The sequence below is a fragment of the Microbacterium arborescens genome (assembly GCF_030369635.1).
Taxonomy (GTDB): domain Bacteria; phylum Actinomycetota; class Actinomycetes; order Actinomycetales; family Microbacteriaceae; genus Microbacterium.
In genome coordinates this window covers 3,265,258-3,288,641 of sequence record NZ_CP128474.1, presented here as the reverse complement: position 1 = coordinate 3,288,641, position 23,384 = coordinate 3,265,258, and the positions used below count along the sequence as shown (strand labels likewise).

General features: G+C 69.5%; 19 protein-coding genes and 2 pseudogenes. 15 read left to right on the top strand and 6 right to left on the bottom strand.

The window, feature by feature from the left end:
- Positions 1-18: 18 nt before the first annotated feature.
- Both QUC20_RS15545 and QUC20_RS15540 read left to right on the top strand, forming a co-directional pair.
- Positions 19-417 carry an ArsR/SmtB family transcription factor gene (locus tag QUC20_RS15545; protein ID WP_353105712.1) on the top strand — a complete coding sequence of 133 codons (399 nt, stop codon included), beginning with the start codon at positions 19-21 and terminating at the stop codon, positions 415-417.
- Positions 417-1,361, top strand: coding sequence for a cation diffusion facilitator family transporter (locus QUC20_RS15540; RefSeq protein WP_289330468.1), 945 nt, complete (start codon positions 417-419; stop codon positions 1,359-1,361). Before QUC20_RS15545 ends, QUC20_RS15540 begins: the two co-directional genes overlap by 1 nt.
- A gap of 16 nt (positions 1,362-1,377) precedes the next feature.
- On the opposite strand, the gene QUC20_RS15535 is transcribed toward QUC20_RS15540, so the two are convergent.
- Complete coding sequence (locus tag QUC20_RS15535; protein WP_289330467.1) at positions 1,378-2,124, bottom strand: EI24 domain-containing protein; 747 nt, start codon at positions 2,122-2,124, stop codon at positions 1,378-1,380.
- A gap of 110 nt (positions 2,125-2,234) precedes the next feature.
- Here QUC20_RS15535 and QUC20_RS15530 point away from each other — a divergent pair, with 110 nt between their 5' ends.
- Positions 2,235-3,581 (top strand): APC family permease, encoded by a 1,347-nt coding sequence (locus QUC20_RS15530; RefSeq protein ID WP_289330466.1) that lies wholly within the window; start codon positions 2,235-2,237, stop codon positions 3,579-3,581.
- Here the strand turns inward: QUC20_RS15530 and QUC20_RS15525 are convergent.
- On the bottom strand, positions 3,566-4,336 hold the full coding sequence (locus QUC20_RS15525) for an IclR family transcriptional regulator (protein WP_120263985.1): 771 nt from the start codon (positions 4,334-4,336) through the stop codon (positions 3,566-3,568). The genes QUC20_RS15530 and QUC20_RS15525 overlap by 16 nt on opposite strands.
- A gap of 161 nt (positions 4,337-4,497) precedes the next feature.
- On the opposite strand from QUC20_RS15525, the gene QUC20_RS15520 reads away from it, so the two are divergent.
- The 5 genes from QUC20_RS15520 to QUC20_RS15500 all read left to right on the top strand — a co-directional run bounded on the left by QUC20_RS15520 (position 4,498) and on the right by QUC20_RS15500 (position 12,089).
- Complete coding sequence (locus tag QUC20_RS15520; RefSeq protein WP_289330465.1) at positions 4,498-5,433, top strand: carbohydrate ABC transporter permease; 936 nt, start codon at positions 4,498-4,500, stop codon at positions 5,431-5,433.
- A complete protein-coding gene (locus tag QUC20_RS15515; RefSeq protein WP_289330464.1) occupies positions 5,430-6,332 on the top strand; it encodes a carbohydrate ABC transporter permease in 903 nt (300 codons plus the stop codon). Before QUC20_RS15520 ends, QUC20_RS15515 begins: the two co-directional genes overlap by 4 nt.
- Positions 6,333-6,360: 28 nt before the next feature.
- Positions 6,361-7,647, top strand: coding sequence for a sugar ABC transporter substrate-binding protein (locus tag QUC20_RS15510; protein WP_289330463.1), 1,287 nt, complete (start codon positions 6,361-6,363; stop codon positions 7,645-7,647).
- 102 nt (positions 7,648-7,749) lie between these two features.
- Positions 7,750-10,005, top strand: coding sequence for an FAD-dependent oxidoreductase (locus QUC20_RS15505; RefSeq protein ID WP_289330462.1), 2,256 nt, complete (start codon positions 7,750-7,752; stop codon positions 10,003-10,005).
- 29 nt (positions 10,006-10,034) lie between these two features.
- Complete coding sequence (locus tag QUC20_RS15500) at positions 10,035-12,089, top strand: alginate lyase family protein (RefSeq protein WP_289330461.1); 2,055 nt, start codon at positions 10,035-10,037, stop codon at positions 12,087-12,089.
- Between the two features lie 64 nt (positions 12,090-12,153).
- Here the strand turns inward: QUC20_RS15500 and QUC20_RS15495 are convergent.
- A pseudogene (locus tag QUC20_RS15495) lies at positions 12,154-13,177 on the bottom strand (zinc-dependent alcohol dehydrogenase family protein).
- 451 nt (positions 13,178-13,628) lie between these two features.
- Between QUC20_RS15495 and QUC20_RS15490 the strand changes: the two are divergent.
- The 5 genes and pseudogenes from QUC20_RS15490 to QUC20_RS15470 all read left to right on the top strand — a co-directional run bounded on the left by QUC20_RS15490 (position 13,629) and on the right by QUC20_RS15470 (position 19,311).
- Positions 13,629-15,785, top strand: a complete 2,157-nt coding sequence (locus tag QUC20_RS15490; protein ID WP_289330460.1) for a DUF6923 family protein — start codon at positions 13,629-13,631, stop codon at positions 15,783-15,785.
- A 43-nt stretch (positions 15,786-15,828) separates the two neighbouring features.
- Positions 15,829-17,313 carry a SpaH/EbpB family LPXTG-anchored major pilin gene (locus QUC20_RS15485; protein ID WP_289330459.1) on the top strand — a complete coding sequence of 495 codons (1,485 nt, stop codon included), beginning with the start codon at positions 15,829-15,831 and terminating at the stop codon, positions 17,311-17,313.
- Between the two features lie 26 nt (positions 17,314-17,339).
- Positions 17,340-18,242 (top strand): class C sortase, encoded by a 903-nt coding sequence (locus tag QUC20_RS15480; RefSeq protein ID WP_353105711.1) that lies wholly within the window; start codon positions 17,340-17,342, stop codon positions 18,240-18,242.
- 36 nt (positions 18,243-18,278) lie between these two features.
- Positions 18,279-18,476, top strand: a pseudogene (locus QUC20_RS15475) (DUF3140 domain-containing protein); the annotation flags it as partial.
- A 28-nt stretch (positions 18,477-18,504) separates the two neighbouring features.
- Entirely contained in the window at positions 18,505-19,311 is an 807-nt protein-coding gene (locus tag QUC20_RS15470) for an alpha/beta fold hydrolase (RefSeq protein WP_289330458.1), read from the top strand.
- A 19-nt stretch (positions 19,312-19,330) separates the two neighbouring features.
- Here QUC20_RS15470 and QUC20_RS15465 read toward each other — a convergent pair whose 3' ends face one another.
- The gene (locus QUC20_RS15465) at positions 19,331-19,780 is read right to left on the bottom strand and encodes a GIY-YIG nuclease family protein (RefSeq protein ID WP_289330457.1); all 450 of its coding nucleotides are present in this window, start codon (positions 19,778-19,780) and stop codon (positions 19,331-19,333) included.
- Positions 19,781-19,818: 38 nt separating this feature from the next.
- Positions 19,819-20,742, bottom strand: a complete 924-nt coding sequence (locus tag QUC20_RS15460) for an NADP-dependent oxidoreductase (RefSeq protein ID WP_289330456.1) — start codon at positions 20,740-20,742, stop codon at positions 19,819-19,821.
- A gap of 130 nt (positions 20,743-20,872) precedes the next feature.
- Here QUC20_RS15460 and QUC20_RS15455 point away from each other — a divergent pair, with 130 nt between their 5' ends.
- Positions 20,873-21,523, top strand: a complete 651-nt coding sequence (locus tag QUC20_RS15455) for an acyl-CoA synthetase (protein ID WP_289330455.1) — start codon at positions 20,873-20,875, stop codon at positions 21,521-21,523.
- Positions 21,520-21,858, top strand: coding sequence for an amino acid transporter (locus tag QUC20_RS15450; RefSeq protein ID WP_120263998.1), 339 nt, complete (start codon positions 21,520-21,522; stop codon positions 21,856-21,858). The genes QUC20_RS15455 and QUC20_RS15450 overlap by 4 nt, the downstream gene beginning before the upstream one ends.
- Positions 21,859-21,976: 118 nt before the next feature.
- On the opposite strand, the gene purB is transcribed toward QUC20_RS15450, so the two are convergent.
- Complete coding sequence (gene purB, locus QUC20_RS15445; RefSeq protein WP_120263999.1) at positions 21,977-23,359, bottom strand: adenylosuccinate lyase; 1,383 nt, start codon at positions 23,357-23,359, stop codon at positions 21,977-21,979.
- Positions 23,360-23,384 lie beyond the last annotated feature (25 nt).

Sequence of the window (23,384 nt, the reverse complement as noted above, 5' to 3'; positions counted from 1 at the left end):
GCGCGATATCATCGCTTTATGGCGATGAATGAAGCTCTCGAGGGTCGTGTCCCCGTCGAGCTCGACGCGCGCGCGACCGAGGTCTACGCACACCTCTTCCAGGCGCTCGCCGACCCGACCCGGCTCGCCGTGCTGCAGCATCTGTCGTACGGCGAGCACCGGGTGCGCGATCTTGTCGAGCACGTGGGGCTCGCACAGTCGACCGTGAGCAAGCACGTCGCCTTCCTGCTCGAGTGCGGGCTCGTCTCGGTGCGGCCCGACGGGCGATCGTCCTGGTACGCCCTGGCCGAGCCCGAGGCGACCGCGCGACTCATCAACGCGGCGGAGGCGTTGCTGGGCGCGACGGGGACGAGCGCGACGCTGTGCGGGCACCTCCGGCGGCCCCGCTCCGTCGCCCCCGAGGCCGAGGCCAGCTGATGGGCGCCGGACACGACCACGGCCCCGTGGACGCGGCCCAGGCGGGACAGCCCGCCGACTTCCGGATGAAGCTCTGGATCGCCTTCGGGATCACGGCGGCGATCGTCGTGACCCAGGCAGTGGGGTCGATCGTCACAGGCAGCCTCGCCCTGCTCACCGACACCGCCCATGCCCTCACCGATGCCTCGGGCCTGCTCGTCGCGCTCGTGGCCGCGAACCTCATGATGCGGCCCGCCAACGCCCGCCGGACGTGGGGCTTCCGCCGGATCGAGGTGATCGCGGCGTTCGCCCAGGCGGCGCTGCTGCTCGTGGTGGGCGTGTACGCCGCGATCGAAGGCATCCGTCGCCTGTTCGAGCCGCCGGAGGTTCCCGCGCTCGAGCTGCTCGTCTTCGGCGTGGTCGGGCTCGTGGCCAACATCGTCGCGATCGCGGTGCTCGCATCGAACCGTGGCGCGAACTTCAACATGCGTGCGGCGTTCCTCGAGGTGCTCAACGACGCCCTCGGGTCCGTCGGGGTCATCGTCGCGGCGATCGTCATCGCGACGACCGGCTTCGCCCAGGCGGATGCCGTCGCCGGCCTGTTCATCGCCGCCCTCATCGTGCCCCGCGCGGTCAAGCTCATGCGCGAGACGGCGTCGGTGCTGATGGAGTTCACGCCGCAGGGGCTCGACCTCGACGACGTCCGTGCACACATCCTGCGCCTGGACCACGTGACCGACGTGCATGATCTGCATGCCTCCACGGTCGCGTCGGGGCTTCCGACCATCACGGCGCACGTCGTCGTCGAGGACCGGTGCTTCACCGACGGCCATGCGGCCGAGGTGCTGCAAGAGGTGCGCTCGTGCGTCGCGGAGCATTTCGAGGTATCGGTGCTGCACTCGACGTTCCAGATCGAGAACGAGCGTATCCGCGACGAGGAGCCCGATTCGGTCCGGCACGACTGACGCCGGGCGCGGGGCCTCAGTCGTGCGCGTCCAGCACGGTCCGCGCCAGCCGGGTCGAGCCGGCGACGGCAGCCGGCATCGCGACGACGGCCCCGAGCGGAACAAGAAAGCACAGCTGCGTGGCGATGCCGAAGCCCAGGAACCGGGCGCGGTGTACTCGACGCAGCCGCCGACGGTCGGCGGCTCGGATGCCGCGGGCCGACAGGGCGCGCGAGGTCAGCTCATCCGCGAGAAGCCAGCCGGTGAGCGACACCGCCGTGACCGACCCCAGTACGCCGCCGACGACGGGGATCAGGCCGACGAGCGCCGCGATGGCGGCCGCGAGCAGACCGCGGGCGATGAGCCCGATCGCATCGCCGACCGAGCGCCAGAACCCGCTCTCGCTGTCGGGTACCGGCCCGCCGAGGTCGGCCTCCGCGGCCCGCCAGATGCGGTCGTAGAACGGCTCGCCCACCATGAGGGTCAACGCCGTGAACGATACCGCGACGAGCACGATCGCGCCGCCCAGGAGCGCTGTGCCCGCGGCGATCCTCACGAGCGTGGCCCACAGTCCCGGCCAGGCGTCGGCGAACGGGGTGAGGGAGTCGACGATCCCCGGCAGGAACCCGCCGAGCGCGATGAGTCCGCCGAGGAGGACGAGGCCGACGATCGCGGCGGGGATGAGGCCGAGCGCCATGACCCCGGGGCGGCGCGACCAGAAGCCGAACCCGCGAGCGAGATCTGCGGCACCGCGGAGGAACAGGCGAGCGGGAGCGTCGGGCATGTTCACATCCTGCCTGCACCGGTGGCACGCGCGTGTCAGGGGCACAACCACAGATCGCGCGCCGACGCCAGGGGTTGTTCGGATCCGGGGCGAGCCGCTGAAGTGATGCGATGACCAACGACACCAGTGCGCCGATCGCTGACGATCGCCCCGGGCTGAAACGGGCCATCGGGACCCCCCTCCTGTTCGCGTTCATCGTCGGCGACACCCTCGGCGCCGGCATCTACACCCTCGTCGGGACCATGGCGACCGATGTCGGCGGTGTGATCTGGCTGCCGCTGCTGATCGCGCTCGTCGTCTCTCTGCTCACGGCGGGAACGTATGCGGAGCTGATCACGAAGTACCCGCACGCGGGCGGGGCGGCTCGTTACGTCGACAAGGCGTTCGGCATCCCGTTCCTGTCGTTCCTCGTCGGCTTCCTCATGATGGCGTCGGGCATCACGACGGCGGCGGCGCTCGCGAACGCGTTCGCGGGCGACTACTTCGCCGCGCTGTTCGACATTCCGCCGATCCCCGTGGCGATCGCCTTCATCGCGGTACTCACCCTCATCAACCTGCGGGGTGTGCGCGAGTCGCTCGCGACGAACTTCGTGGCGTCGATCATCGAGGTGTCGGGGCTTGTCATCGTCATCTTCGTCGCGGCGATGGTCTTCGCCGGGGGCGGCGGCGAGCCGGCACGGATCTTCGAGTTCGCCCCGGACGTGGCCCCGCTGCAGGGGGCGTTCGCGGCATCCATCGTCGCCTTCTTCTCGTTCCTCGGCTTCGAGGCGGCGGCCAACATGGCCGAAGAGGTGAAGAACCCGTCGAAGTCATACCCCCGGGCGCTCTTCGGCGCCATCATCACCGCGGCGGTCGTCTACCTGCTCATCGCGATCGGGGCCGTCATCGTCGTGCCCCCTGCCGAGCTCGCCGAGTCGACCGGGCCGCTGCTGGACGTCGTGACCGCGAGCGGCTTCGCGATCCCGCCGTGGCTGTTCAGCCTCATCGCCCTCGTGGCCATCGCCAACGGGGCCCTGCTGTTCATGGTGATGGCCAGCCGCGTGGGTTACGGTCTCGCCGAATCGGGGCTCCTGCCCCACGCCTTCGGTCGCGTGCTGTCGAAGCGTCGCACGCCGTGGGTCTCGATCCTCGTCGTCGCGGGCGCCACGATGCTCCTCACGGTGCTCGGTGACATCGGAACACTCGCGGAGACGACGGTGCTGCTGCTTCTGCTCGTCTTCTTGTCGGCGAACGTCAGCGTCCTGGTGCTGAAGAAGGACAAAGTCGAGCACAAGCACTTCTCGGTGCCGCGGGTCGTGCCCGTGCTCGCGATCATCGCCAGCATCGTGCTGCTCACGCAGCAGACCGGGCCGGTGTGGCTCGGCACCGCCGGCTACATCGTCGTCGGCACGATCCTGTTCTTCATCGCACGCGCGGGGCGCCGCCGGTCGGACCGCAAGGCTCAGGCCGGGCCCTGATAGCCGAGGCCCGAGCTGATGCGGTCGGCGGTCTCGACGACCGTGCGGCCCAGCTCCGCGCCGCGCGCCTCGAGATCGATCGCCGTGAGCGGCCCGGAGATGGAGACGGCCGCGACGATCTTCCCGCTGCGGTCGAGGATCGGCGCTGCGGTCGAGGCCCGTCCGAGCACGAACTCCTCGACCTCGATCGCGTAGCCGCGTCTCGCGGTCAGCGCGACCTCGCGGTCGAGCGCTTCGTGCGTCGTGATGGTCGCCTCGGTGAAGCCGGGCAGCTCCGGCAACAGCCGTAGGCGCTTCTCGCGATTCGTGCCGATGAGCGTGGCCTTGCCGATGCTGGTCGCATGCAGCGGCACGCGCTGCCCCATCAGCGTGTGCGACTTCGGTGACAGCGGCCCTTCGAAGTTGCAGAGGTAGACCAGCTCCGCGCCGCGAAGGAGGGCGATGTTGACGCCGAGACCGATTTCGCCGGCGAGGCTCTGCGCGATCTGACGGCCGACTCGGTGCACCCGGTTCTGATTGATCGCAATGCCCGCGAGGGTCATGAGCTCGGCGCCGAGGAAGTACAGCGCCGTCTGCGGATCGCGTTCGACCAGCCCGCCGGCCTCGAGAGTCGCGAGCAGACGGGACGCGGTCGACTGACCGATCCCGGCTTCGCGCGCGACATCGCTCACGCGCATGGGCTCGCCCCCCGAGAAGGTCTCGAGAACCGTGATCGCCTTCTCGACGCTCTGATTGGCGCCCTTCTCCGCAGCCATGCTTCCTCGCTTTCGCCGCCGACGTCCGTCACCCCATTATGCACATAGTGCATGACGGTTGCGCACTGTGCGCACGTCGTGCACTCTGAGTTCGGCGACGCGGATAGTCGCTACCCCGGGAGTCGCAGACGACGGCCCGGACGACGAAACGAAGGACGACGATGACCTCTTCGAGCGTGACCGCTCACGAGAGCCCCGGGCGGGGCCGACTCGGCTCGCGGCTGAGCGAGCGCACCTTCCTGGTCTTCCTGCTGCTGCCCGGGTTCGTGCTGCTCTGCGCGATCGTGCTCTACCCGCTGCTGCGGTCGCTCGTCTCGGCGTTCTTCGACGAGAACCTGCTCTATCCGGGCATGGAGTTCGTGGGGCTCGAGAACCTGTCCGCCGTCCTTGCGGATGACTTCGGTCGGCTCGTCTGGCAGACCCTCATCTTCACCGTGGGCGCGACCATCGCCCCGTTCCTGATCGGGCTCGCGCTCGCGCTCGTGCTGAACCAGCGCTTCCCGGGCCAGCGCATCTTGCGGGGCGCCTTCCTCATCCCGTGGCTGATTCCCGGGGTCGTCGTCTCGTTCCTCTGGATGTGGATCTTCGACGCCAACTACGGTGTGCTCAACGGCATCCTCATGAGCCTCGGTGCCATCGACAGTCCGGTCGCCTGGCTCTTCCAGACCGACACTGCTCGTGGTGCGCTCATCATCGCGAAGACGTGGAACACCTTCCCCTGGGTGATGGTCATGCTGCTGGCCGCACTGCAGACGGTCCCCGGCGAACTGCACGAGGCGGCCTCGATGGACGGAGCCGGAGTCGTCCGCCGATTCTTCGCCGTGACCTGGCCGCACATCCGCGGCGTCGCGGCTCTGGTCGTGCTGCTCGAGTTCATCTGGAACTTCCAGCACTTCGACACGATCTTCGTGCTGACCGACGGCGGCCCCGCGGGCACTACCAGCACTTTCGCCACCGAGGTGTACGACACCGCTTTCCGCGGCTACGACCTGGGTCACGCCGGCGCGCTCGGCATCGTCTGGATGGCGCTGCTGACGGTGCTCGTCGTGGTCTACGTGTGGCTCTCCGAGCGTGGCGAGAAGGAAGGCTCCCGATGAGCACCATCACCCCCGTCCCCGTGCCCGCGGCAACGGCCGCGGCGGCCCCCGAGCCCCCGCGGCCGACCCGACGCCGACGCACCCGCATCCGCTGGGGCATGTGGACCGCGCTCGCGGTGATCGTCCTCTTCGGCTTCGCTCCCGTGTACTGGCTCCTCGTGACGTCGCTCACCCCGAGCGACCGCGTGTTCGCCTTCCCGCCGGCCATCTTCCCCACACAGGTGACGTTCGAGCACTACGCGGCGGTCTTCGGCAACGAGCAGATCTTCGGCTACCTCCGCAACAGCGTGATCGTGTCGGTCGTGACCGCCGTGCTGTCGGTCGTGGTGTCGATGTACATGGGATACGCCTTCTCGAAGTACCGCTTCGCGGGCCGCAAGTCGCTGATGTACTTCGTGCTGTCGAGCCAGATGTTCCCGCAGGCGCTGCTGCTCGTCACGCTCTACCTCGTCTTCGCGCAGTTCGGTCTCCTGAACACCTACCTCGCGCTGATCCTGTCGTTCACGACGTTCACGCTGCCGCTGTGCGTCTGGATGCTGAAGGGCTTCTTCGACGCGCTCCCCGACGACCTCATCGAGGCCGCGCGCATCGACGGTGCCGGTCCGTGGCGCATCTTCCACTCGGTCGTGTTCCCGCTGGCGGCCCCCGGTCTCGTCGCGGCCGGGCTGTTCGCCTTCGTCCGCGGGTGGAACGACTTCATCTTCGCGCTCACCCTCGCCGGGCCCGATCGGCAGACGCTGCCGCCCGGCCTCGTGAACACCTTCATCTCCGAGGCCAGCACCTCGTGGCCCGCGCTCATGGCGGCATCCCTCGTGGTGTCGGTGCCCGTCTGCGTCGCGTTCATCCTGCTTCAGCGCTTCCTCGTCGGCGGCATCACCGCCGGCGCGGTCAAGGGCTGACCCACCCACCCGATTCGAAGGAGAATTCATGGTCCAGGACATCTCGCGGCGCACGCTGCTGCGGTACTCGGTGTTCGGCATCGGCGGCGCCGCCGTGCTCGGGCTCGCCGGTTGCGCCCCGGGAGGCTCCGGTGCGCCGGCCGCGACGCCGGGCGGCGGCACCGCCACCGACTTCACGTTCTCGTCGTGGAGCCTGTCGGAGGAAGCGGCGAAGCCGGCGATCGAGTCGGCCCTGACGAGCTTCCGGCAGGCCGAGGGCATCGGGATCGACACGGTCGCCTACCCGTACAACGACTACCTCAACCAGCTGACGCTGCAGGTGCGGGGTGGCCAGTTCGCCGGTGCCGCGCAGCTCGACGTCGCCTGGCTGTCGGCGCTCGCCGCGCTCGGGAAGCTCACCGACCTGTCCGCGTTCACGCAGGGCAAGGGGTACACCGACGCCGCCCTGGGGGCGGGCAAGTCGGACGGCAAGCAGCTCGGACTGCCCTGGACGATCGGCGCCGTCGGCCTCATCGGCAACGCCGAGCTGTTCGACCGTGCCGGGGCGTCGCTCACCCCCGCCACGATCGAGGAGTTCGAGGATGGCCTGCGTGCGCTCAAGGGGATCGGGGTGATCCCCTACGCGGCGAGCACGAAGGCCGCGCAGCTCAAGGACATCGTCGTGTGGATGCAGACCTTCGGTTCGCCGATCGTCGACGGCGACGAGTCGGCGATCGGAGACGAAGCGTCGATCAAGGCCGTCGAGTGGTACAAGAAGCTCTACGACGAGGGGCTCATCGCGCCCGACGTCGACCGGGCCGCCGCCCGCACCCTCTTCGCTCAGGGTGCGACCGCGCTCTACGACGATGCGCCCGTGGGCAAGTCGGCCGTGCTCTCGCAGTCGCCCGACGCCTCGCTCAGCGACAAGATGATCCCGATCGCGCGGCCGGTTCTCAAAGCCGGTCAGACCCCGCAGCACGTCCTCTGGGGACACCTCGTCGTCGTCGTCGACGGCGAGGGGGCGCAGACGGCGGCTGACTTCGCGTCGTGGCTGACCAGCGACACCGCGCAGAGCGAGACGTACTTCACGGCGCTGGGCCTGCCGCCGACGACGGATGCCGCGCTGTCGTCGGACGCGGTCACCTCGAACGCCTTCGTCGAGGCATTCACGTCGTCGATCACGGCGACGGCGAAGCCCAGCCCGCTGTGGAAGTACCCCGCCTACGGGCAGATGGAGACCGCGATCGCCGAACAGGTGCAGGCGGTCCTCATCGGCCAGGCGCAGCCCGCCGCGGCGATGAAGAGCGCGGGGGAGGCGATCTCCCGCCTGCTCTGAGCCCGCCCGGGCCCGCGTCCGTCTCACCGCTCGATCAGACCGCCATCCGACCGGCGGGAGCCGTCTCGCTCCCGCCGGTGATCCCCCTGCCCTGAAGGAACCATGCGCACTCAGAACATCGAATCCGACATCACCGTCGTCGGCGGCGGCCTTGCCGGCGTCTGCGCGGCGATCAGCGCCGCGCGGCTGGGGAAGCGGGTGGCGCTCATCGGCAACCGGCCGGTGCTGGGCGGCAACTCGTCGTCGGAGGTGCGGGTCTGGGTCGTCGGCGCGACGTCGCACGGCATCCAGCGGTTCGCCCGCGAGAGCGGCGTGATCGGTGAGCTCTACGTCGAGAACCAGTACCGCAACCCGGAGGGCAACCCGATCATCTGGGACGAGGTCGTGCTCGACGCGGTGCGGGCGGAGCCCAACATCCGGTTGTTCCTCAACACGGATGTGCGCGAGATCGACACCGACGACGTCGACGGCGAGCGGGTCGTGACGGCCGTGCACGGGTGGACGATGGGGTCGGAGATCGCCACGACGTTCCGGAGCCCGTATGTCCTCGACTGCACCGGCGACGGGCTCATCGGGTACCTGGCCGGCGCCGAGTTCCGGATCGGACGGGAGTCCCGCGACGAGTTCGGCGAGGCGTGGGCGCCTGAGACGGCCGACGACGAGCTCCTCGGCTCGACGATCCTCTTCTACACGAAGGATGTGGGGCGACCGGTCGACTTCGTCGCGCCGGACTCGGCGAAGGACATCACGACCACCCCGATCCCGACGTCGCGGATCCTGCGGTCCGGCGACTCGGGTGCGCATTACTGGTGGATCGAATGGGGCGGCCACCTCGACACCGTGCACGACAACGAGGCGATCCGCGATGAGCTGCGCTCCGTCATCTTCGGCATCTGGGACTACATCAAGAACTCGGGCCGCTTCGACGCCGACACCCTCGATCTCGAATGGGTCGGCACGATCCCGGGCAAGCGCGAGTACCGCCGATTCATCGGCGACCACGTGCTGACCCAGAACGACATCCTCGATCAGGTCGACCACCACGACGACGTCGCGTTCGGCGGCTGGTCGATCGACCTGCACCCGGTCGAGGGCATGTACGCCACCGAGGCCGGGGCTCACCAGCGGTACTCGAACGGCATCTACGGCATCCCGTTCCGCAGCTACTACTCGCGCAACGTCGCGAACCTGCTGGTAGCGGGTCGTGACATCTCGGCGAGCCATGTCGCGTTCGGCTCGACCCGTGTCATGGCCACATGCGGCGCGGGCGGCGAAGCGGCGGGAACCGGAGCCGCCCTCGCGCTCGACCTCGGGGTGCGTCCGCGCGCGCTGGCGGCCGACCACGCCGACGCGTTGCGCCAGGTGCTCCTGCGCCAGGACGCCTCGGTGTTCGGCGTGCGCAACACCGATCCGGCCGACCTGGCGCGGCAGGCCCGCGTATCGGCGTCATCGGTGGCGACCACGCTCGACCCTGTCGAACTCGTGCCGGATGCCGCTGTCGCCGAGCAAACGCTCGACTCCGACCTGGGGGTGCTCGTCCCGGTGGACCCGCGGCTCGACGGCGTCGACGTCCTGCTGAAGGTGACCCGCGGCACCACCCTCACCGCCGCCCTGTGGACCACCGGGCGTCGGCAGAACGCGGTTCCCATCGACGAACGGATGCGGGTCTCGGTCGACGTGAGGGCAGCCGCCGACCCGCAGTGGGTGCGGCTGCCGCTCGTGTGGACCCCGGCTGAGCCCGAGAACGTCGTCGTGGTCCTGGGCGCCGATCCCGATGTGAGCGTCGTGCTCGCCGAGGCGCAGGTGCCGGGAGTGCTGACCCTGCCGCACCGACCTCAGGCCGACGGTGATCAGAACGTCGCCGTCGACGAGTCCGAGAGCGTCATCGCGTGGCCGGCGATCCCGATGCGAGGGCGCACGCCGCGCGTGCGCCTGCATCCCCAGACATCGGCCTTCGCGGCCCAGCAGGCGGTCGGCGGCTATCAGCGGTTCTTCGGCGGTCCGAACCTGTGGATGTCGCGCCCCGACGACGCGGCGCCGCATCTCGCCCTCGCGTGGGACGTCGAGCAGTCGATCACGGCCGTGCGCCTGGTGTTCGATGACGACACCGACGTCGAGCTCAACACGCTGCATCACCACCGCACGCCCAACCGCGTGTTCCCCGAGCTGGTTCGCGACTACGTCGTGGAGACCTGCGGCGCCGACGGTGTCTGGGTCGAACGGGTCAGCGTGACGGCGAACCGCCGACGACAGCGTGTGCACGATGTCGAGGTCGACGGGGTCACGGGCCTGCGGGTGCGGGTGACGGCCACGAACGGTGCCGCGCAGGCGCGGATCGTGTCGCTGCGCGTGATGTGAACACCGAACACCCCGACGAAAGGTACGACATGAAGAATCGATGGAGATTCTCGCTCGCTGTGATCGGAGCCGTCGCGCTCGCGATACCGGCTCTGCCCGCGGTCGCCGCTCCGGCGCCGCCCGCGACGATCGAGGAGGCGTTCGATGAGCTGACTCCCGACTGGCTGCCCGCAGCCGGAACGTGGGAGGCGGCGGACGGCGTCGCGAGAGTCGTGCAGCCGGGGTCGTCGCGCGGATCGATCCTCGCGCTGACCGGCCGCGGCCTCGCCGAAGCGGCGACGGCGACGGTGACCTTCGCCTCTGCGGGCGGGGGAGCCAGCGCGTGGGCGGGCTTCACGGTGCGTCGCACCGGAACAGCCGACGACTACACGCAGTCCGGTTACACCGTCTTCGTGCGCAACAGCGGAGAGCTGGCGGTCATCCGCGCAGCCGGTGACGGGCAGGTCGCCGTGCTCGGCACCGCGCAGACCGACGCCCGCCCCGGCGCCGGCCCGGTGACAGTCACGGCGTCGCTCGACGGTGAGCGGATGCGGGTGGGTCTCGGTGGCGCCGGGGAGGTGACGACGCTGATCGAGGTCACAGACGCCACCTTCTCGGGCAGTGGGTTCGCGCTCGCGGCGCACCGCGACGTCCGGATGTCGGTCGACGCCGTGCAGCTGTCGGGCGTCATCGATCGCGCCGAGCCGGTGCCGACCGACTGCGTCGGATGGTCGGGTTCACCGGCGACGGATGCGGGTCGCGGCGAGGTGCTCGTCAGCGACGCGCGCATCGAGGCGGTGTCGGCGCGCATCGCGGCGGGTGAGCAGCCGCAGACGTCTGCGTACGCGCGTCTGCTCACGGCCGCCGACGCGGGTCTCGAGCGAACACCTGCTCCTCCCACGACTTTCTTCGTGCCGTTCTTCTACAACGATCCGACCGCGCACCGTGCGGCGCGGGACGGGCTGCAGAACGACGCGAACACCGCCTACGAGCTCGCATTGGCGTATCGCCTGTCGGGTGATGCCCGCTACGGCGCGCACGCCGCGCAGTTCATCGATGCCTGGACCACGACGGTCGAATGCGTGCGTACCCGGGAGGACTCCGCGCTCGCCTTCAGCTACCACTTCCCGGCCTTCGTCCACGCCGCGGAGCTGCTGCGCGGCACTTCCGTGTGGAGTGCGGCATCCGAGGCCGTGTTCGCCGGCTTCCTGCGTGAGACGGCGACACCGGTCGCTGCGTCGATCCTGCATCGCACGAACAACTGGGGCAGCTGGGCCCTCGAGACGACGACCGCCGTCGCGGCCTACCTCGACGACGAGGCGGGGCTCGACGCTGCGAGCGCGCGCGCCGTCGAGCTGCTCGATCACCAGATCGACGAGAACGGGCACCTTCCGGAAGAGGTCGACCGGAACAACGGCGTCGGCGATTACGGCATCTGGTACACGCACTTCTCTCTGCTGCCGCTCTTCCTCGTCGCCGAGACGCTGTCGGCGCACGCTTACGACGTGCACGATCACGTGAACGCTAACGGGCGCGGGCTCGCGGATGCCGCAGATGCCGCGACGAGATGGGTCGCCGACCCGGCATCCTTCCCCTACTACACGGGCGACCCGGCGAAGCTCGCGAACGTGCGCACGATCGATTACCTGCGTGACGCGGGAATCACGGCGCACAGCATGAGCTACTTCGAGCTGGCGCAGAACCACTTCCCGACCGACGAGCGCGCAGCGCTGCTGGCCGAGGAAGGGCCCATGACGACGATCCATTCGGCGCCGTACCTGAGCCTCACCCACGGTGGACTCGCCGACATCACGGCGGCTCCCGGCGAAGGTGAGCCCGGCGGGGGCGAGCCAGGCGCGGGAGAACCGGGAGGGGGAACCCCCGGCGGCACGGATTCGCCGGGAGGCTCGTCGGGAGGCTCGTCGGGCACCGGTCCGGCCGGGGCGCCGGGCGGTAGCTCGGATGCCCGGGCGGTCGGCTCGCTCGCGGCATCCGGTGGTGAGGTCTCGCTCGCGCCGCTGGCGCTCGCCGCAGGGCTGAGCCTCGGCGGCCTGCTCCTCATCGTCGCCCGGGTGCGCCGGCGAGCGGTCACGGCGCGGGGCTGAGCCGGTCTGCCGCGGTCCCGCATGCAAGGGATCGCGGCAGACGCGCCGTGCATCCCGGTACCGGTCAGAGGGTGAGCAGCACCTTCGTCGCGCGGCGTTCGTCCATGGCTCGATAGCCCTCGGCGGCGTCGTCGAGGGGGAGCGTCAGGTCGAACACGGCTCCGGGGTCGATCGTCCCCGACATGATGAGCTCGATCAGCTCGGGCAGGTACTGCCGCACCGGGGCGGGGGCCGCCGTGGAGGTGCACGCCGGATCCGAACAGCTCGGCGCCCGGCAGCTCGACGTCGTGCGAGACCCCGACGTAGCCGACGTGACCGCCGGCGCGGGTGGAGCGGATCGCCTGCATCATCGATTCCTGCGTGCCGACCGCTTCGATGACCGAGTGCGCGCCCAGGCCGTCGGTGAGCTCCTTGATGCGAGCGACGCCGTCGGCGCCGCGCTCCTCGACGATGTCGGTCGCGCCGAAGCGGCGGGCGAGCGCCTGGCGGTCGGCGTGCCGCGACATCGCGATGATGCGCTCGGCCCCGAGCTGCTTGGCCGACAGGATGCCGAGGAGGCCGACCGCTCCGTCGCCGACGACCGCGACCGTCTTGCCAGGGCCGGCCTGAGCGGCGACGGCGGCGAACCAGCCGGTGCCGAGCACGTCGGATGCCGCCAGCAGGCCACGGATCTGGTCGTCGGTGGGCTGGCCCGGGACGACGACGAGCGTGCCGTCGGCGAGGGGAACGCGCAGGCGCTCGGCCTGTGAGCCGAGACGGCCCATCGGCACGCGGTCGACGCAGTGCGACTGGTAGCCGTCGCGGCAGATCTCGCAGGTGTTGTCGGAGGCGATGAACGAGCCGACGACGAAGTCGCCGACGGAAAGGCCGCTGACGTCGTCGCCGATCTGCTCCACGACGCCGACGTACTCGTGGCCCATGGGGATGGGGCGGCGGATGGGGTCGTCGCCGCGATAGGGCCACAGGTCGGAGCCGCAGATGCAGGCCGCCGCGACGCGGATGACGGCATCCGTGGGCTTCTCGATGATCGGGTCGTCGCGTTCCTCGACGCGGACGTCGCCGGGGGCGTGCATGATGACTCCGCGCATGGTGGGTGTCCCTTCGTAGCGGTTCTTAGCGGTGATCCCATTCCACCCCCATCCGAGCCCTCCCGCGCACCTCTGGCCAGTCGTGAGGGATGCGTGGCAGCATGCGGGCTCACGCAGCGCGGACCTGTCGGGGCCCTCGTGGCGAGTCGCCGCCGGGCATGACCGCTGCCGTGGCGGCCGTCGCCGGGGATACGGTTCACGTCGGACTGCTCGGACGCGTCGTCCACCCAGCGTGGCGCGTGAACCCATCCATCTCGTGGGCGGGGCAGGTGTGCCCGCTATGAGACCCTCACCGGCCAGCCGGCCCCATGCAGGAACTCCGTCGGTTGTCTCGATGCGCGCGGCCGACGTCCTATTTGGCGCAGTTCCCCACCGAAACGGCGGCACCTCATCGAGGATAGACAGGCTGTCTCGGCCTCCTGAACTCGAGACAGGTTGTCTGGGGGTCAGGATGCGACGTTTCGTGGCGAAGCCGAGATCGTCGAACCGCGGAAAGCGTCTTCTCGCGATGCTCGCCGGCGTTGCCGTGCTCGTCGGCGGAATGCTGGTCGGCGGTGGGGCGCCGTCGGCGCAGGCGGCCGCGGGCGATCCGTTCGACCCGTCGACGCCGACCGTCTTCATCTCCCAGGGGACCCCGACGCAGCTGCAGCGCGCGGAGACGCGCGGCGACGGATCGTTCACCTTCGTGAACGAGGGCGGGCGTGCATCATCGGGCTACAACGCGATCGGATTCAACCCGGCTGACAACTACATCTACGGAATCGTGTCCGAGACGGGAGGGAACTTCCCTCAAGGATCACTCGTCCGCATCGGCCAGGGCGGCGTCGTGACACGTGTGGGGACCACGATCTACTCCGACCCGGTCTCCGGGTCCCGGCAGTTCTTCTCGGGTGCGTTCAACCCGGCCGACGGGCTTTTCTATATCGGCAGCACGAACAGCGCGAATGTTCTCGCGCTCAACGTGGCCACCGGCGCCGTCGCCAAGACAATCGCCCTGCGCGACCCGATCGCGAGCAACAACAACCAGCTGTTCGTGCCGGATTTCGCGTTCAAAGACGGATATGCGTGGGGCTCGGCATCGAATGGCAGCATCCGCCGTATCGACATGAACACGGGCAACATCACGAGATTCACGGGTGTCCTCCCCGACTCGGCTGCCGGCTACGGAGCGGTCTGGACGTTCGGAAACGGAAACCTGGGCCTTTCGGCGAACAGCACCGGCTTGGTGTACCAGGTGGTCATCTCCAACCCCGCTTCCGCCAACCCCACCTTTGAAGTAGCGGATCCGGTCACCGGTCCGTCCTCCACCCTCAATGACGGCACGTCGATCCCGGGCCTGCCTGCAGACCTTTCGATCACGAAGACCGGGCCCGCCGAGTTCGTGAGCGGCAGCCGGATCGAATACGAGCTCACGGTGACGAACAACGGTTCCGGCTCCTCGAGCGGATGGACCGTGATCGACACATTGCCCGCAGGCATGAGCGACCCGACGATATCAGCCGGGGTCACCGCCACGGTGACGGGCGACAGGATCTCCGTCGCCGGCGGCCGTCTGGCCGTCGGCGCCTCCACCACGTTCCGCATCGCCGTCAACACGAACGTGCCGGTCGGCGAATGCCGGACCAACGTCGCGACCGTCGAGGGCAACGAAGCGGACTCGAACGCCGCGAACGACAGCGGGTCGGCCCAGGCCTGCTCCGTGACCCGCGAATGGAGTCTCGCGAAAGCCGCGTTCCTGGACGGGCAGCCGCTCGCCGACGGAGCGACCGTTCAGCCGGGAGATACCCTGAGCTACCGAGTGACCGCCGCGAACACCGGCACCGCCGCAGTCCCGGATGTCGTCCTCACCGACGACCTCGCCGGCGTCCTCGACGATGCGACCTTCACGGCAGGCTCGGGCTCCCTCGTGGTGGCCGGCGGAACGCCTCAGCCCGTAGCCGACCCCTCCGGGGACTCGCTGACGGCCGGACCTGTGGTTCTGCCGCCCGGCGCGAGCGCCGTGCTCTCGTACGACGTCGTCGTCGGCGCGGACTCCTGGTCGCGTGAGCTCCGGAACACGGTGAGCGGAACGGGTCTGTACCCGCCGGCTGCCTGTGACGAGAACTGCTCGACGCTGCAGGTCACTCCTTCGCTGGTGCAGGTGCAGAAGGTCGGGGAGTCCGCGACGGGGCAGGTCGTTCCGATGGACGGCTCGCTGTGGGCCGTGTACGCCGCCGCCCAGGGCGGCACCCCCGTTCGGGCCCCCCTGCCTCCGCGGACCGACGATTCCGGGCAGCCGGCAATCGGACTGTTCGTGACTTCCCTCGAAGCGGGCTCCTACTACCTCGAAGAGACGCGGGCGCTTCCGGGGTTTCAGCTCCTCGCGCAGCGGGTGGGGTTCACCGTCGACGCCGCGGGCACGATCGTCCTGACCGATGCTGCGGCCACCCTGTCAGTTGTCGATGTCGACGGGGTCGCGACGATCCGGGTCGAGGACGTGCCGCGGTACGTCCTCCCCGCCACTGGCGGCCCCGGCGAGGGCGCCGTGTACCTCGCCGGGAGCATCCTCATCCTCCTCGCGTTCGGTGCACTCCACCGCGCCCGGGTGAAGCACGACCCCACCTCCTGACTTGGCACTTCCCGAAACACGATCACTCACCCAAGGAGCACTCTTGTCCACGAGCACACGATCACGCGCGGCCAGCGCTTTCGCTGCGGCTGCCATAGCGGTCCTGACAGCGTTGTCGTTCGCCGCGCCCGCCAGCGCCGCCCCTGTGATCGACCCCGATGAGACCGGGTCGATCACCATCCACAAATTCGACCGGCCGGAGTCGCCGACGGGACTGCCGAACAACGGTACGGAAGTCGACACGACCGGGCTGACGCCTCTCGAGGGAATCACATTCCGCGCGCGCCAGGTGCAGGGGCTCGACCTCAGCACGAACGCCGGCCTGGCGGCGGCATCCGACCTCGCCGCCTCTTTCAACGCCGGCGATCCCGAGGGGTCGATCACTGCGGAGGGGTACACCCTCTCGAGCGGGACGACGCAGACCACGGGCGCGGACGGCGAGGCCCTCTTCGGTGGGCTTCCCGTCGGCGTCTACGTCGTCGAGGAGACGGGCTACGGCCCGGGCATCACCCCGAGCGTGCCGTTCGTCGTCACCGTGCCGCTGACCGACCCGAACAGCAACGACACGTGGCTCTACGACGTGCACGTGTACCCGAAGAACTCGACGACGGCGGCGGAGAAGACCGTCACCGACGCGACCGCCCGTGGACTGGGCGACGAGGTTCGTTTCACGATCGCGACCGACATCCCTAACGAGTCGGTCATCGACGGCTACCGCATCGTCGACACCCTCGATGCCAAGCTCGACTACGTCTCGACAGCCGTCGCGCTCGAGAGCGGTACCGCCCTCGGCGAGGGAACCGACTACACGATTGGCTTCGACGAGGCGACCAACTCGGTGCGGGTGGAGTTCACGGCAGCCGGCCGCGCCGTCCTGGCCGCGAACAACAGCACTCGCGTGATCGTGAACATCATCACGTCCGCCAACGCGATCGGTGAGATCGAGAACCAGGCCGTGCTGTACCCCAACGCCGCGAGCTTCGACGCAGCAGCCGGCGACCCCGGCGGCCCCGTCCTCACCCCGACGGTCGAGACCCGCTGGGGTGGTATGACCCTCCAGAAGGCGGGCACGGGGGGAGAGGCGCTCACCGGCGCGAAGTTCGCGATCTTCACCAGCGAGGCCGACGCTCTCGCGCAGACGAACGCGGTGAGCATCGACGGAGTGACGGAGTTCGAGGTCACCGCCACCAGCGGTGAGCTCACCATCAACGGTCTGCGGTACTCCGACTTCGCCAACGGTGCCACGGTCGCCGAGGGCGACCCCGGCTTCATCCGCTACTACCTCGTCGAGACGCAGTCGCCGGACGGCTACGAACTGCTCGCTCAGCCCGTGAGCTTCCTCGTGAACGCTGCGAGCACGGCGACCGGGATCGACATGACGGTCACGAACGTCCCGAGCAACGCCGGTTTCCAGCTTCCGCTGACCGGTGGAACCGGAACAGGGCTGCTCTACCTCGCGGGCGGGGTGCTGGTCGTCGGCGGAGCAGCGCTCTTCATCGTGTCGCGCGCGCGGCGCGCCCGGGCCTGATCCGGCCGTTCCCGGGCGACCATCACATGAGCGCGACGACGGCCATGCCTCCGACGAGGCGTGGCCGTCGTCGACTCTCGCGACGACGCTGGTCGCCGGTCCACCTCTTCGCGGCTCTCGCGATGCTGTTGGGAGTGAGCATCCTGCTCTACCCGTCGGCTGCGCAGTGGCTCTCAGACCGCGCCCACGCGACCGAGGTGTCCGGGTACGTCGAGCGCGTCGAGGCTGCCCCGCCGGCCGAGCTGCAGCGGCTTCTCGCCGAAGCGAAGGACTACAACACGCGGCTTCCCCAGGGGCCTCTGCGCGATCCCTACGTCCTCACCGAGGCCGGGTCGCCCGCGCCGGCTGCCGGTGATGTCGACTATTACAACGCCCAGCTGTCGACCGGCTTGAATGCGCCGATGGCGCGCGTACGCATCCCCGAGATATCGCTCGACCTGCCCGTCTACCACGGCACGGACCCGGCAACCCTCGACAAGGGGATCGGGCATCTGCTCGGTTCGAGTGTGCCGACGGGCGGCCTCGACACGCACGCCGTCCTCACCGGCCATTCCGGGCTGCCCGGGGCGCGGCTCTTCACCGACCTGCACGAGCTGAAGGTCGGTGACCGCTTCTTCATCGAGGTCGCGGGGCAGACCCTCACCTACGAGATCGATCAGATCCTCACGGTCACGCCTGAAGACGCAGAGCTCCTTCGCCGAGATCCGAACGGCGACTACGTCACGCTCCTGACGTGCACACCGACCGGCATCAACACCCACCGGCTCCTCGTCCGCGGCGCGCGGGTCGAGACCGTCTCGAGCGGTCTCGCCGATGAGACGCTTCCGCCCGATGTCGCCGAGCAGGCTTTCCCCTGGTGGATCGTTGCCCTCACCGCGTCCGCGGTGGCCGCGGGATGGCTCGCTCGCCCGCGTCGCCGCCTGCGGTGAAGCCGAGATCCGCCGCATCGCTCTCAAGAGGGTGCATCCGGGCAACCGCCGCGCCGCATCGTCGACCTCCTGCGCACCAAGAAGGACGATCTCACCGAATCGGACCTGAAGCACATGCGCAGAGTCGTCGGCTATGTCAACCGGCACCTCGCGCAGCGCCCCTCCGGTGACATCACCGAGACGGCCTGGCGCTATTCGCTCATGAACTGGGGTCACGACCCCGCGAAGAAATGACGGCCCCGCTGGGCGGGAGAATGGAACAGTGAGCATCCCCGCATCCTCCGGTCTGACCGAGCTGCCCGAACCGCGATTCGTCCTCGTCGGCGAAGACGGCCATCGCATCGCCACCTACTCGTGGGGGGAGGATGAACTTCCGACCGTGGTCGTCGTCCACGGATTCGCGTCGAACACGAAGGACAACTGGGTCTCGACCGGCTGGGTGCGAGACCTGCAGCGTGCCGGGTTCCGCGTCCTCGGTCTCGACCAGCGCGGTCACGGGGCGAGCGACAAGCCGCATCGCGCGTCCGACTACGACCTCCATCAGCTCGCCTCCGACGTCGAGGCGGTGCTCGACACCTACCTCGTCGACACGGCGATGTACGTCGGATACTCGCTGGGTGCGCGCGTGGGCTGGGAGGTGCTGAAGGACTTCTCCGCGCGCATCACCCGCGGCGTGCTGGGCGGCGTGCCCGACGGCATCCCGCTCGCGCGCCTCGACATCGATCAGGTGCGCGCGCTCGTTGAGAACGGCACCGAGGTGACCGACCCGGTCACGCAGAACTACGTGCAGCTCACCGAGCGCGTTCCCGGCAACGACCTGCGGGCGCTGCTGGCGATCGCCGGCGGCATGCGCGCCTCGGGCACCGTCGACCCCGACCCCGCCAACGCGCCGGAGCAGCCTGTGCTGTTCGCGACAGGATCGCGCGACGCGATCATCGAGGGATCGAAAGCCCTCGCCGCCGCGACGCCGCAGGGACGATTCGTCGAGATCCCCGACCGGCATCACTTCAATGCGCCGGGGTCGCGGGTGTTCCGACAGACCGCGATCGAGTTCCTCACCGAAGAATGACGCGGCGCCGGCCGCGGAGTCATGACGACGCGCGCCGGTAGGCGTCGCCCAGCCAGCGGTCGTAGGCGAGCCATGGGTCGGATGCCGCTGCCCGCAGCGTCTCGATGTGCTCGGTCAACGGGTCAGTGAGCGTGAACCACTCACCGCCCTCTCGCAGGGCCGCGAACTCGCGGTGCCGCTGCTGTTCGAGCGGCCGGCCGCCGCGTTCGAGCGCGAGGAGCTCGTCGTGCCGGATCGCGGCCAGCCGCTGACGCGGCCGCTCGCTCGTGCCGATCTTCACGCGTGCGCCGAATCGCAGGTAGTAGACGACGGGGACGACCGGTCGGGGTAGATCGGCGTCGAACGCATCGCCCAGGCGCCACCCGCAGCGCTGACACAGCCAATGCCCCGTGTCGGCGTCGACCCCGCCCGCCCGCCCGCCGCAGACGCGGCACGGGGACGGCATCTCGGATATCGGCGAGGCGGGCACGACTCCAGGATCGCGCCCGCCTCCGACATCCGGTCGGGTCAGACCGTGACGACGATCTTGCCGCGCGTGTGTCCCTCTTCGAGACGGGCATACGCCGCGGCGGCGTCGTCAAGCGGGAAGGTCTCGGCGACCTCGACCCGCAGCGAACCGTCGGCGGCGAGACGCGCGAGCTCGGCGAGCTGCGCGGCATCCGGGCGCACCCAGATGTAGTTGCCGCCGAACTCGGATGCCGCCCGCGGGTCGGCGATCGATGTCACGACCCCGCCGTCGCGCAGCAGGTCGTTCGTGGAGTCGAGCGAGCTTCCGCCGGCGAAGTCGAGCACGACGTCGACGCCCTCGGGGGCGAGCTCGCGCACCCGGTCGGCGAGGCCGTCGCCGTAGACGACGGGCTCGGCGCCGAGCCCTCGGAGGTAGTCGTGGTTGCGCTCCGACGCGGTGCCGATGACGCGCGCGCCGCGCAGGCGGGCGAGCTGAACACCGAACGATCCCACTCCGCCGGCCGCGCCGTGGATGAGGACGGTCGATCCCTCGCCGACGGCCGACCGCTCGATCGCCTGCAGCGCGGTCAGGCCGGTGAGCGGAATCGCAGCGGCCGCGGTGAAGTCGAGACCGTCCGGCTTGCGCGTGGCCGTGCGCACGGGAACCGCCATGTATTCGGCGACCGAGCCGCCGCTGACGACGTCGGCGCGGGCGTAGGCGAGCACCGGGTCGCCGACCTGGAACTCGGGGGTGTCGAGACCGACCTTCTCGACGACGCCAGCGACATCCCAGCCGGGAACGGCGGGCAGCTGAACGTCGAGGAGCCCCTGCAAGTAGCCCTCGCGCACCTTGTAGTCGACGGGGTTCAGGCCCGCGGCCACCACGCGCACCACGAGGGTGTCGGGTCCGATGTGGGGCATCTCCCGCTCGGTGATCTCGAAGCGGTCGTTGCCGCCGAACTCGTTGTACGTCAATGCCTTCATGTGCCGAGCCAACGTCGGCGTGTGCGGCGGGATTCCCGACAGGATGCGGTGGGGATGCCGCCGACGGGCGGCCTCCCGGGTCGGACGCGTAGAATCAGGGGGATCCCGTTCTGAATCGCGAGAGTCCGCCGTGTCTGCTGCATCCGCCGCCCGCACCTTCGAGGTGCGGCATGTCCAGCTCGCGCGCGCCCTTTTCGCGGCCGTCGCCGCGGTGATGATCACCTTCTCGCCCGATCACTCGGCGACCGTAGGGATGTCGGTCTTCAGCGGTTTCGCGACGGCGACCGCGATCGTGTTCTTCGTCGGAGCATGGTTGACGAGTCCCGCAGGCCGCCGCGCGCTGCCGATCGTCCTCGGCATCATCACCCTGATCGCCGCGATCCTCGCCGGCGTGCCGCCCTTGCGGACGACGGTCGGTTTCTTCGTCGTCGTCATCTCGTGGGCCGCGCTCACGGGGGCGATCGAGCTGATCGGCGGCATCCGCGGTCGCCGTTCCGGTGCCCCGGTCGCGCGCGACGAGGTTCTCATCGGCGCGGTCACGCTTCTGCTGGTCGTCGGCCTGCTGCTGGTCAACCCGGCCTACCGGCTCGACTACGTCATCGAGGAGGCCGGAGCCTTCACGCTCACCGGCATCACGATCGGGGTCGGGCTGTTCGGCGGCTATGCCGCGGTCGTGGCCGTCTTCCTCGGAATCGCCGGCTTCTCGCCGCGGCGCGAGGAGCTCGCGCCGGCGGCATCCGTTCCGTCATCCCCCTCGTCCGATCCGGAGGTCGCATCGTGAGCGGCGAACACCCCACCCGCCGCGAGATCATGCGTCCGGTCCAGCTGCTGGGCCTCGCGTTCGTCGCGGCGATCTTCTCGGGTGTCATCACCCTGGTCTCGATGGGGGCGTTCCAGTCGATCCCGCGCGAAGACGTCGAACGCGCCGTCGTGGTGGCCCTGGTCGTCGCGGGCATCGCCTTCATCGCGACGCTCGTGATCATCGCGCTACTGATGCTCGCCGTCGACCCCGCGCAGGTGAGCAAGCGCGTCGACCGGCCCGTGCTGTACCCCGACGAGTCCGAGACGCCCGACGACCCGGCGTCCGGCTCGTCACCCTCGTCGCCCCAGCGCTGAGATACCGCCCAGCGCTGAGGTATCGCCCAGCGCGTACCGTTCACGCGAGAACGCACCGCCCCGCGAGCATTCTCGACGGGGCGGTGCGTTTTCGGTGCGGCGCGTTGACGACGAGGCCTCAGGGCAGGCGTGACACCAGGTCGTCGGCGAGGCCGGCGTAGGTCGCGGGCGTCAGTGCCAGCAGGCGCTCCTTGGCGGCATCACCGATGTCGAGCCCACGGACGAACTCGGCGAGCTCGGATCCGCCGACGCGGCGGCCACGGGTGAGGTCCTTCAGCAGCGCATACGGATCGGTGATCTGCGAGCGACCGGCCGCGATCTCGGCGCGGACGACGGTCTGGATCGCCTCGGCGAGCACCTCCCAGTTCGCGTCGAGATCTTTCAGGAGCACGTCGCGCGACAGCGAGATCTCGGTCAGCCCGCGCTGCAGGTTGTCGAGGGCGAGCAGCGAGTGACCGAAGGCGACGCCGATGTTGCGCTGCGTCGTCGAGTCGGTCAGGTCGCGCTGCATCCGGCTCGTTACGAGCGTCTGCGCGAGGGTCGAGAACAGGCCGCCCGAGATCTCGAGGTTCGCCTCGGCGTTCTCGAAGCGGATCGGATTGATCTTGTGCGGCATCGTCGACGACCCGGTCGCGCCGGCGACGGGGATCTGCGCGAAGAAGCCGAGCGAGATGTAGGTCCAGACATCCGTGGCGAGGTTGTGCAGGATGCCGCCGGCGTGCCGGACGCGGTCGTAGAGCTCGACCTGCCAGTCGTGCGACTCGATCTGGGTGGTCAGGATGTTGAAGTCGATGCCGAGGCCCTCGATGAACGAGCGCGAGAGCTCGGGCCAGTCGACGTCGGGCTCCGCCGCGAGGTGCGCGGACCAGGTGCCGGTGGCGCCCGAGAACTTCGCGAGGTACTCGCCGCCCTCGATCTGCTTGGCGACGCGGGCGAGACGCCAGGCGAACACGGCGATCTCCTTGCCCATCGTCGAAGGGGTCGCGGGCTGACCGTGCGTGCGCGAGAGCATCGTGGCGTCGCGGTGCTCGCGGGCGAGGTCGCCGAGCGCGTCGATCACTGCCTGCAGCTTCGGCAGCCAGACGTTCTCGACGGCACGCTTGACCGTGAGGGCGTAGGAGGCGGAGTTGATGTCCTCGCTCGTGCAGGCGAAGTGGGTCAGTTCGGCGATCGCGTCGAGGCCGAGGGCCGACAGGCGATCGCGAACGAGATACTCGACGGCCTTCACATCGTGGCGTGTGACCGCCTCCTTCGCCGCGAGCCAGTCGATCTCGGTCTGGCCGAAGTCGCGGTACAGCCCGCGCAGCTGCGTCTTGTGCTCATCCGAGAGAGGCGAGCTGCCGAACAGGCTCCGGTCGGTGAGGGCGATGATCCACTCGACCTCCACCTCGACCCGCGCGCGGTTCAGACCGGCTTCGGAGAGGTAGTCGGCGAGGGAGCCGACGGCGGCGGCGTAGCGACCGTCGAGGGGGCTCAGGGGCTGCGGGGGCAGAGAGGTCACGAGGCTCCATTCAGTGTGAACGGGC